The 11717-nt window shown below is 75.5% G+C and carries 1 protein-coding gene; it reads right to left on the bottom strand.

From position 1 onward, the window contains the following. Positions 1-6: 6 nt before the first annotated feature. Positions 7-11682: a type I polyketide synthase gene (locus IF55_RS32365; RefSeq protein WP_157857240.1), complete on the bottom strand. Its 11676-nt coding sequence runs from the start codon at positions 11680-11682 to the stop codon at positions 7-9. Positions 11683-11717 lie beyond the last annotated feature (35 nt).

Below are 11717 nucleotides of genomic sequence, written 5' to 3'. Positions count from 1 at the left end.
CGTCTCTCAGGCCATGCCGAAGTTGTCGTCGAGCAGTGCGAACAGCTCGTCGGCCGAGGCCGTGGCCATCGCGTCGGCGGAGGCCGGGTCAGGGGCGGCCACCGGGGCCGCCTCGTCGGCCGGGTGGCCGGCGGGGGCGTCTGCCGGCCTGCCGGTGGGGTCGGTGGGCCTGGCGGGTGCGGTGGAGCCGTTGGGTGCGGTGGGGCTGGTGTGACCGGTGAGGCCGTTGGCTGCGGCGGAGCCTGCTGGGTCGACGCGCCGGGTCCAGTCGCGCAGCAGGTCGGTCAGCCGGTCGCCGATCTCCTCGGTGCCGGGGGCGCCCGGCGTGAGGGCGGCGAGCTTGGCCGCCAGGTCGTCCAGCTCGGTCAGCCGGACCGGCGCTGGGACGGCGGCGCTCAGTTCGTCGTGGAGGTGGTCGGCGAGCGCGGCGGGGGTGGGGTGTTCGAAGACGACGGTCGGAGGGATGGACAGCCCGGTGGCCGTGCACAGTCGGCTGCGGAACCGCATCGCGAGCATCGAGTCGAAGCCCACGTCGGAGAAGGCGCGGTCCGGGGGTACGGCGCCGGCGCCGGGGTGGCCGAGGACCGCGGCGGCGTGCCGGGTGACCAGGTCGAGAACCGCCTGGCGGCGCCCCGGCTCGTCCAGCGACGCCAGCCGGGCCGCGAGCCGGGCGGCGGGCGACTCCACCTCGTCGGCTTCGTCGGCCGCCGAGGCGTGCTCCGGGGAGGCGTTGGCGCCGGGGGCGGCGACTCCCAGATCCGCCGTGTCGGACGCCGCGGCGAGATCCGCCGAACCGGCCGTCGCAGCGAGACCCGTCGCGTTGGCCTCAGCGGTGAGGCCCGTCGCGTTGGCCGCCGCGCTGAGGCCCGGCGTGGTGGCTTCCGCGGTGAGGTCCGGCGTGGTGGCCGGTGCCCGCTCGGCCAGGGCGAGGGCGCCGCTGCGGCCCGGGGTGGGGAGCCAGTAGCGGTCCCGCTGGAACGGGTAGGTGGGCAGCGTTACGGGCCGGGCCTCGGCGTCCTCGGGCAGCAGCGCGCGCCGGTCGAGGGGGGCGCCGGCCGCCCACGCCTCCGCCGAGGAGGCCAGCAGCCGGTCCGGGCCGCCGTCGTCGCGCCGCAGCGTCCCCACGCCCGTCACCGTCCGGCCGGCCGCCTCGGCGACGCGCTCGGCCCCGGCGAGCAGCACCGGGTGCGGGCTCACCTCGATGAGCAGATCGTGCCCCGCCACCAGCAGGGCGCCGGTGGCGCCCGCGAAGTCGACGGGTTCGCGCAGGTTGCGGTACCAGTAGTCGGCGTTCAGGAGGGTGCCGTCGATGGGCCCGCCGGTGACCGCCGAGTACATCGGTACGACGCAGGAACGCGGGCGGACCCCGGCGAGTGACTTCAGCAACTCGTCCTTGATCTCGGCTACTTGGGCGGAGTGGGCGGCGTAGTCGACGGGGATGCGCCGGGCCCGCAGGCCGTCCCGTTCGCAGGCGGACAGCAGCGCGTCGAGCCCGTCCGGCTCGCCCGCGACGACCACGGCGTCGGGGCCGTTCACGGCGGCGACGCAGCTTCCGTCGCCGTCCGCCAGCAGTTCGCGCACCCGCTCCTCGGACGCCGCGACGGACACCATGCCGCCCCGGCCGGCGATGCGGAGCAGCGCCTTGCTGCGGAGCGCCACCACCATGGCCGCGTCCGGCAGCGAGAGCGCGCCCGCCACGCAGGCGGCGGCGATCTCGCCCTGGCTGTGTCCCACCACGGCGTCGGCCCTGACGCCGATGGCTCGCCAGTACTCCGCCAGCGCGACCATCACGGCGAACAGCGTCGGCTGCACGACATCGACCCGGTCGAGTGACGGCGCGTCAGGCTCGTTGCGCAGTACGCGCGTCAAGGACCAGTCCGTATGGGGGGCCAGGGCTGCCGCGCACCTCTCGATGGCAGCGGTGAACACCGCTTCCCGGCCGAGGAGTTCACTCCCCATGCCGACCCACTGCGACCCCTGCCCCGGGAACACGAAGGCCGTCCGCCCGCCCTTCCCCCGCCCCCGGCCCGCACTGGTCAGGACCTCCCCCTCGGCAACCGCACCGAGCCAGTCCAGCAGCTCCCCCCGCCCGGTCCCGACCGCAGCCGCCCGGCAGGAGAAAGCCGTACGCGTCGTAGCAAGCGCCACCGCCACATCAGCGGGCCCCAGCCCCGAGTCCTCTTCCAGCCACACCGCCAACTGCCGCGCCTGCCGGCGCAGCGCGCCCGGGGTACGGGCGGAGAGCAACCAGGGGACGGGGGACGCTCCGACAGACGCGGGCCCGGTGGGCCCGGTGAACCCGGGCTCCTCGGTGGCGCCGGCGGACGGAGCGGCCTCAACCACCGTGACCGCACCGAGGGCATCCCGGCCCCCGGCGCCCGGAGCCTCGGGCCCGTCAACATCGTCAGCACCGTGCGAGGCCGGTGCGGCAGCAGCGCCGCGCGGGCTCGGGGCGGCGTGGTGGTGCGGAAGCGGCGCGGCCTCTGGGGCCTGTTCCAGGATGGCGTGGGCGTTCGTACCGCTCATACCGAAGGCGGAGACGCCGGCACGGCGTGGCTCGTCGCCGGTGTCCCAGGGGCGGGGGTCGGAGAGGAGCCGGACCGCGCCGGTGGACCAGTCCACGCGGCGCGACGCCTCCTCGGCGTGCAGGGTGCGCGGCAGCACTCCGTGGCGCAGGGCCATGACCGTCTTGATGACGCCGGCGACACCGGCGGCGGCCTGGGTGTGGCCGATGTTGGATTTCAGCGAACCGAGCCACAACGGCCGCCGCTGCGGGCGGTTCTGACCGTACGTCGCCAGCAGCGCCTGCGCCTCGATGGGGTCGCCGAGCGTCGTACCGGTGCCGTGCGCCTCGACCAGGTCGATCTGTTCGGGCCGCAGTCCGGCGCCCGCGAGCGCGGCGGTGATGGCCCGCTGCTGCGCGGGCCCGCTCGGCGCGGTCAGCCCGTTGCTCGCGCCGTCCTGGTTGACGGCGGTGCCGCGTACGAGCGCCAGTACGGGATGGCCCAGGCGCCGGGCGTCGGAGAGCCGCTCGACGAGCAGTACGCCCACGCCCTCGCCCCAGCCCGTGCCGTTCGCCGACTGGGCGAAGGACCGGCAGCGCCCGTCTGGCGACAGCCCCTGCTGGCGGCTGAATTCCACGAAGACGTCCGGGCTCGCCATCACGGCCGCCCCGCCGACCAGCGCGAACGAGCAGTCCCCGGACCGCAGCGCCTGCCCCGCGAGGTGGAGGGCCACCAGCGAGGACGAGCAGGCCGTCTCCACGGTCACGGCGGGCCCCTCCAGGCCCAGGATGTAGGAGATCCGGCCGGAGGCCACGCTGGTGACGGTGCCGCTGAGCAGGTGCCCTTCGACGTCGGCCGCCGGGTCCTGCGCCCCGGTCCCGTACCCCTGCGAGGCCACGCCGATGTAGACGCCGCCCTGGCCGCCGCGTACGGTCTCCGGGTCGATCCCGGCCCGTTCCAGCGCCTCCCATCCGGTCTCCAGCAGCAGCCGCTGCTGCGGGTCCATCGCCAGGGCCTCGCGCGGCGACACCCCGAAGAACTCGGCGTCGAACTCGCCCGCGCCGTCCAGGAACCCGCCGCCCGTCGCGTAGAACGTGCCCTGGCGCTCGGGGTCCGGGTCGTACAGCTCGGCCAGCGGCCAGCCACGGTCGGCGGGGAAGTCCCCGATGGCGTCCACGCCGTCGGCCACAAGCCGCCACAGGCCCTCGGGCGAGCGGACGCCGCCGGGGAAGCGGCAGGCCATCGACACGATCGCGAGCGGCTCACCGGCCGGGGCGGCGGGGGCGTCGGGGCCGTCGGGGATAGCAGCGGCATCGAAGGCAGCAGAGGCAGCAGAGTCCACAGAGACAGGCGTGGCCGCCGAGGTGGAGAGCCACCGCGCCGCGCCCCCCGAACCGGCACCCTGCGGACCGGCACTCGCCAGCCCCGCACCGTCCCGCTCGCCGCCCGTCAGCTCGGCGACCGTCAGCTCGGCGAGCAGGTGGTCGCCGAGGGCCGTGGCCGTCGGGTGGTCGAAGACCGTGGTGAGCGGCAGGGCCAGGCCGGTAACGGCGATCAGACGGTTGCGGAGTTCGACGGCGGTCAGCGAGTCGAAGCCCGCGTCGCGGAACGGCCGGTCGGCGTCGATGGACCCGGTCGAGTCATGGCCCAGCACCTCCGCCGCCTCGGCTCGTACGAGTTCGCGCAGCCGGTGCCCGCGCTCGTCCGGCGGCAGCTCCGCCAGCGCACGCCGCCACGCGTCGTGGGCGTCCGCCCCGGACTCCGCGGGGCCCTCGGCGTCGGGACCGGCGGTGGCAGCGGGCGCGGCGTCCGGGAGGCGGCGCAGCAGCGCGCTGTCGCGGGCCGACAGAAACGCCGGCAGGAAGCCCTGCCAGTCCATGTCGGCGACGACCAGTTCGCTCTCGCCGTACGTCAGCGCCCGCTGGAGCGCGTCCAGTGCCGCCGCGGGCTCCATCGGCACCAGGCCGTGCCGCCGGAGCCGGCGGCCGACGTCCCCGTGCGCCATGCCCGCGCCGGACCAGGGGCCCCAGGCGACGGAGGTCGCCGCGAGCCCCCGGGCGCACCGCGCGGCGGCGAGCGCGTCGAGGTGGGCGTTGGCCGCCGCGTAGGCGGCCTGGCCGCCGCTGCCCCAGGTCGCGGAGATGGAGGAGAAGAGGACGAAGGCGTCCAGCGACGGGCTGTCGAAGAGCGCGTCGAGGTGGTCGGCGCCGCGCGTCTTGGCGGCGGTCTCGCGCGCCACGCCGTCGGGCGTGCAGTGCTCGATCCTGGTGTCCGAGGTGAGCCCCGCGGTGTGCACGACGGCCCGTACGGTCTCCTGCTCGGCCCGCAGCCCGTCCAGGACCCGCGTCAGCGCGGCGCGGTCGGCGACGTCGCAGGCCAGGACGGTGCTACGGGCGCCGAGCGCCGACAGTTCGGCGGTCAGCTCCGCCGCGCCGGGCGATCGCGGGCCGCGCCGGCTCAGCAGTACGAGGTGTTCGGCGCCCTCCGCCGCCAGCTTCCGCGCCACGTGCGCGCCGAGCCCGCCCGTACCGCCGGTGATCAGCACGGTGCCGCGCGGCTTCCACACCTCGGCGGCGGGCCGGGCCGGAACCGACGCCCGGTCGAGCCGGCGCCCGAAGAGCCGCGCGCCCCGGACAGCGACCTGATCCTCGCCGTCCGCCCCGCCGAGCACCGCGCACATCCCGTCCAGCGCACCGTCCTCCAACTCACCGCCGTCCAACGCACCGGTCAGGTCGATCAACCCGCCCCAGAGGCGCGGGAGTTCGAGCGCGGCGACTCGTCCGAGGCCCCAGATCTGGGCCTGTACGGGGTCGATGGGGACGGAGTCGGTGGGGGCTGAGTCGGTGAGGGCGGGCTCGTACGGTCCGACTGCGGAGCCGTCGGGCAGGACAGGGGCTTCGGGCGCTGTGGCCACATGTGCTGACGCCGCATCAGGCCCGACCGGCGCCACGGCCCCGCTCGTCACGCACCACAGCGGCGCGTTCAGCTCGCGGTCGCCGAGCGCCTGAATGAGCGTCAGTGTCGCCGCGAGAGGAGCGCTCGGCGCGTCGGAGCCGAAAGCCGAGCGGCCGTCCTCCACATCCGCATGGGCATCCGCATGGGCCTCCGCATCGGCGAACGCGAGGAGGGACAGGACGCCCACCACGTCGGAGCGGTCGGCGGGCAGCAGACCGGCCAGCTCCGCGCGCCCGGTCCCGGCTGCGACCCGCAGGACCGAGACCTCGGCACCGTGCCGGACCAGGGCCTCTTCGCAGGCAAGGGCCAGCCCCGCGCAGCCCGGCCCGGCGGACCCAGTCGCCCCGTCCTCCGGGACGACGAGCAGCCAGGTCCCCGGCAGGTCGGGGGCGGGCGGGACGGCGAGGGGCTGCCAGCCCACGCGGTAGCGCAGGCGCTCGGCGGCGGCGTCGGCCGCGCGCCGGGAGCGGCGGGAGGCGAGGGCCCCCGGTACGTCCTGCAACGTGGCGCCTTCGCCAAGCCCCAGTTCGGCGGCGAAGGCCCGTACGCCGTCCGGACCGTCCAGCAGGTCCCACAGCTCGTCCGACGCGCGCCCCGCGACCGGGGTCGGTGCGGGTTCGGACGGCTGGGGCCAGAAGCGCTTGTGCTGGAAGGCGTAGGTGGGGAGGCCGACGCGGCGTACGTCCACACCGCGCCAGCCGGCCGTCCAGTCGACCGGCACGCCGCGCACGTGCAATCCGGCGAGCGCTCCCCGAACGGCCGCCGTCTCGGGCCGCCCTTCGCGCAGCACCGGCAGCGTCTCGCAGCCGTCGGCGTCCGCCAGGCAGCCGTGCAGCATGCCGGAGAGCACTCCGCCCGGCCCCAGTTCCAGGAACGTCGTCGCGCCCTCCGCCCGCAGCCGCCGGGCCCCGTCCAGGAACCGCACGGTGCCGCGCACGTGCCGTACCCAGTAGTCGGGGGAGCACAGCTCCTCGGCGGTGGCCGGCTCGCCGGTGAGGTTCGAGACCACCGCGATCCGCGGCGCGGAGTACGTCAGCCCCTCGGCGACTCGCCGGAACTCGTCGAGCATCCCGTCCATGCGGGCGGAGTGGAAGGCGTGGCTGACGGCCAGTCGCTTGGTGCGGCGGCCACGGGCGCGGAACGCCTCGGCCAGCCGCAGCACCGCTTCCGTGTCACCGGATACCACGGTGGAGTCGGGCCCGTTGACGGCGGCGATATCCGCAGCCACAAGCCCACTTGACTGCTCATCACCTACGGCACTCCGGACCTCTGCCTCCTCCGCCTCGATCGCCACCATCGCGCCGCCCTCCGGCAGCGCGTCCATCAGCCGGCCGCGCGCCGCGACCAGCGCGCAGGCATCACGCAGGTCGAGGACGCCGGCGGCGTGCGCGGCGGCCAGTTCGCCGATCGAATGGCCCATCAGCAGATCTGGCCGTACGCCCCAGTGCCGTACGAGCCGGAACAGCGCGGTCTCCAGCGCGAACAGCGCGGGCTGGGTGTAACGGGTCCGCTCCAGCAACTCCGCCTCGGGGGTCCCGTTCTCCGCGAACAGGACGTCGTGCAGCGGCACTTCGAGGTGCGGATCGAGTTCGGTCAGCACCTCGTCGAGGGCGTCGGCGAAGACGGCGTCGTCGCGGTAGAGCCGCGCTCCGGCGCCCGCGCGCTGGCTGCCCTGCCCGGGGAAGAGGAAGGCGGTGCGGCCGGGCAGCCCCGCCGTGCCGGTGAGCACCGAGGCCGGGCGGCGGCCCTCGGCGTACGCCCGCAGCGACCGCAGCACGGACTCCGGCTCCGTACCGAGGACCGCCGCCCGGTGTTCCAGCGCGGCCCGTCCGGAGGCGAGCGAGTAGGCGACGTCCGCCAGGTCCGTGTCCGGGTGGGCGGCGAGGTGGGCGTGCAGCCGTTCCGCCTGGGCCCGGAGCGCCGGGCCGGTCGCGGCGGACAGCAGCAGCGGTACGGGCAGGGGGCGAGGCCCCTCCGTACCCGCCGGCGTGCCCCTCCCCGCCGACCCGTCCGTACCCTCCGGGGCCTGTTCCAGGACCACGTGCGCGTTGGTTCCGCTGATGCCGAAGGAGGAGACGCCCGCGCGGCGCGGGCCGTCGCTCTCCGGCCAGGGCGTCCGTTCGGCGAGCAGCCGGATCGTGCCCGCGGACCAGTCGACGTGCGGGTTGGGCTCGCCGAGGTGCAGGGTGCTCGGCAGTTCGCCGTGGCCGAGCGCCAGCACCATCTTCATCACGCCCGCGACGCCCGCCGCGGCCTGCGTGTGCCCGATGTTGGACTTGACGGAGCCGAGCCACAGCGGCCGGCCGGCGGCCCGCCGCGCGCCGTAGACGGCTTGCAGCGCCTGGGCCTCGATGGGGTCGCCGAGCGTCGTGCCGGTGCCGTGCGCCTCGACCGCGTCGATCTGCTCGGGCCGCAGGCCGGCGTCGGCGAGGGCGGCACGGATGACGTTCTGCTGGGCGGGCCCGTTGGGCGCGCTGAGCCCGTTGCTCGCCCCGTCCTGGTTCACGGCGACGCCGCTGACCAGCGCGAGTACGGGGTGGCCATGGCGCCGGGCGGCCGACAGCCGCTCCAGCAGCAGCACGCCCGCGCCCTCGCCCCAGCCGGTGCCGTCGGCGTCCGCCGAGAACGCCTTGCACCGGCCGTCGGGCGCGAGCCCGCGCTGGCGGCTGAACTCCACGAAGAGCTTGGGCGTGCTCATCACGGTGACGCCGCCCGCGAGCGCCTGCTCGCAGTCGCCGCGGCGCAGCGCCTGCACAGCCAGGTGGAGGGCGACGAGCGAGGAGGAGCACGCGGTGTCGAGGGTGAGCGAGGGCCCTTCCAGGCCGAGGGTGTACGAGACGCGGCCGGAGAGGACGCTGGCGGTGTTGCCGGTGAGGAAGTGCCCCTCGGAAGCGCCCGGCGAGCCCTCCAACTGGGCGAGATAGTCCTGCCCGTTGGTGCCGAAGAACACCCCGACTTGACGCCCTCTCAGTGCGCTCGGGTCCTGCCCGGCCCGCTCGATCGCCTCCCAGGAGGTCTCCAGGAGCAGCCGCTGCTGCGGGTCCATCGCCAGGGCCTCGCGCGGCGAGATGCCGAAGAACTCGGCGTCGAATCCGCTCACATCGGCGATGAAGGCGCCCTGATCGCTGTAGGTGGTGCCCGGGTGGTCCGGGTCGGGGTCGTACAGCCCCTCCGTGTCCCAGCCCCGGTCCAGCGGCCAGTCCCCCACCGCGTCGACGCCCTCGGCCAGCAAATCCCAGAATTGCTCCGGGCGTTCGACGCCGCCGGGGAACCGGCAGCCCATGCCGACGATGGCGATGGGATCATCGTCGTCGTCGCGGGACGAGTACGGGCGTGCGTGCGCCCGGGCGTCCTCAGTCGCCGGCTCCGTAGGGGCGACGGCAGCGCCCACGGCCTCGGACAGCTCGCTGAGGAGCCGTTCGGCGAGCGCGCCCGGCGTGGGGTGGTCGAACACCACGGTGGCGGGCAGCTTGAGGCCCGTCGCGCCGCCGAGCCGGTTGCGCAGTTCCACGGCCGTCAAGGAGTCGAGGCCCAGCGCGGCGAACGCCTCGGCGGGCCGCACGGCGTCGGCCGTACGGTGCCGCAGCACGGCGGCCGTGTGGGTGCGCACCAGGTCGGTGACGCACTGGATACGGTCCTGAGCACTCGTCAGCGCGGCCAACCGCGCCCGCACGGACCCGTCCTGACCGCCCGTTCCATCACCGGCCCCGGGCACCCCGGTCGCCGCGCTCTCGCCGCCTGCGCCCGTCCCCGGCCTCGGGTCCGGCAACTCGGCCAGCAGCGCACCGGATCGCAGCCCCGTGCCCGCGGCGTACCGCCGCCAGTCGACGTCCGCCACCAGGACGAGGCCGTCGTCCTCCGCCATGGCCCGGCCGATGGCGGTGACGGCCGTGTCGGGTTCCATCACCGGCATCCCGGCGTCCCGCAGCCGCGCCGCCACCTCGCCGTCCAGCATCCCGGTCACGGCCCACGCTCCCCAGGCGATGGAGGTGCCGGGCAGGCCGTCGGCGCGGCGGAGCGCGACCAGGGCGTCCATCGCGGCGTTCGCCGCCGCGTAGTTGCCCTGCCCGGCGTTGCCGACGACGCCCATCACCGAGGAGAAGACGACGAACGCGGAGAGGTCGAGGCCCGCCGTGACCTCGTGCAGGTTCTGAGCGGCCGTCAGCTTGGCCCGCAGCGAGACGGCGAGCCGGGCGGGGGTCAGCGCGTCCAGCAGCCCGTCGTCCAGCACGCCCGCCGCGTGGAAGACGCCGGTCAGCGGGGCCTCGTCCGGGATACCGGCGACCAGCGCGGCCAGCGCCTCCCGGTCCGCGATGTCACAGGCCACGACGGAGGCTTCTACCCCCAACTCGGCTAGTTCCGCGCACAGTTCCCCCGCGCCTGGGGCGTCGGGGCCACGTCGGCTGACGAGGAGGAGCCGTTCGACGCCCTGCTCCGCGAGCCGACGGGCCGTGCACGCGCCGACGCCGCCCGTACCACCGGTCACCAGGACCGTACCGCCGCTTTCCCAGCGTCCGGCGGTCTCGTACGGGCGCGGGGGCGCGGCCAGCAGCCGCCGCCCGTGCACTCCGGTCGAGCGCACCGCCACCTGCTCCTCGTCGGCCGCCGCCGCCCCGGCCAGCACCGCGCACAGCCGGCGGGCCGCACGCTCGTCCAGCGCAGCCGCGGGCAGGTCGATGAGCCCGCCCCAGCGCTGCGGGTGTTCGAGCGCCACCGTGCGGCCGAGCGCGGCGACGGCGGCGTGCGCGGGGGCGCCGGGCCTCTCGGCCCCGCCCACGACCGCCGTGCCGCTCGTCAGCAGCCACAGCGGGGCCTCGACCCCGGCATCCCCGAGCGCCTGCGCCAGGGCGAGCGTAAGCGCCAACGCGCCTGGAAGTCCCGGGTGTTCGGGGTGGACTCGCTCCTCCCAGGCGAGGAATGAAAGCACCCCGGCGACGGGCTCCCGATCGTCGGCCTTGTCGGCCCCATCACCCCCTTCGACCCCAGCCCCGTCGACAGCCGAGGCCGTCGTGGCCGCCGTGGCCGCTGAAGCCGCTGAAGCCGCCGAGACCGCTTCCGACAGTGCGGCGGACAGTTCCTCTCGGGTCGCGCCCGGGCCGGTGGCGGTGACCACGGCCAGGCCGACGCCGGCCGCGGTGAGAGCGGCGAGGACTGCGGCCACGGCGTCGCTCGCGTGGCCTCCGGCGGGCCCGGAAGGCTCCGACTGCTGAGGGACCACGGCCAGCCACCGGCCGGTGAGCGGGACACCCGGCGAAGCCGGGATCGGCACCGGGACCGGACGCCAGCCGACGTGGTAGCGCCAGGAGTCCGCGCGCCGCTCGCGCGAGCGCACGGAGCGCCACGCGGCCAGGGCGGGAAGGACCTCCCCCAGCGCTTCGAGGCTGACCCCGAGGGTCTGGGACAGCCGCGCGGGATCCTCCCTCTCCAACCCTTCGAAGAGGTCGTCGGCGGCAGCGGCGGACGACGCCACCGGCGCGGCCGGAGGCGGAGCCTCCAGCCAGAAGCGTTCGCGCTGGAAGGGGTAGGTGGGCAGCTCCACACGGCGCGCGCCGGGGTACGTGCCGGAGAAGTCCACCGGCAGTCCGCTCGCCCACGCCTGCCCCAACGCCAGCAGCAGCCGGTCCCGGCCCCCCTCGTCACGCCGCAGCGTGCCGAGCACCACGGCCTCGACCCCGGCGGCCTCCGCCGACTCCTGCACGCCGACCGTCAGCACCGGGTGGGCGCTCGGCTCCACGAAGCACCGGAAGCCCTCCGCCAACAGCGCCCGCGTCGCCTCCTCAAAGCGCACCGTCTGCCGCAGATTGCGGTACCAGTACTCGGCGTCCAGAACAGTCGCGTCCAGTAGCCCGCCAGTGACCGTCGAATAGAACGGCACGTCAGCTTGTCGTGTCGTCAGTTCATTTAGCTCAGAAAGCAGTTGTTCGTAAATGTCCTCTACGTGCGCGCAGTGCGAGGCGTAGTCCACCGGCACGCGCCGCGCCCGCACCCCCCGCTCCTCGGCCCGCACCAGCAACGCGTCCAACGCCCCCGCGTCACCCGACACCACGGTAGAGGCGGGCCCATTGACAGCGGCGACGGACAGCTCACCGCCCCACTCACCGGCCAGCCACTCCCCCACCTCCCCGGCGGGCAGGGCGACGGACACCATGCCGCCCCGCCCGGAGAGGACCCGCAGCGCCTTGCTCCGCAGCGCCACCACCCGCGCCGCGTCCTCCAACGACAACGCCCCCGTCGACGAACGGCGCCAAAGCCCGCCCA

Source organism: Streptomyces varsoviensis (genome assembly GCF_000718635.1).
Classification (GTDB): Bacteria; Actinomycetota; Actinomycetes; order Streptomycetales; family Streptomycetaceae; genus Streptomyces; species Streptomyces varsoviensis.
Note: the sequence above shows the minus strand (reverse complement) of the source record. Positions and strands in the feature narration are given on the sequence as shown.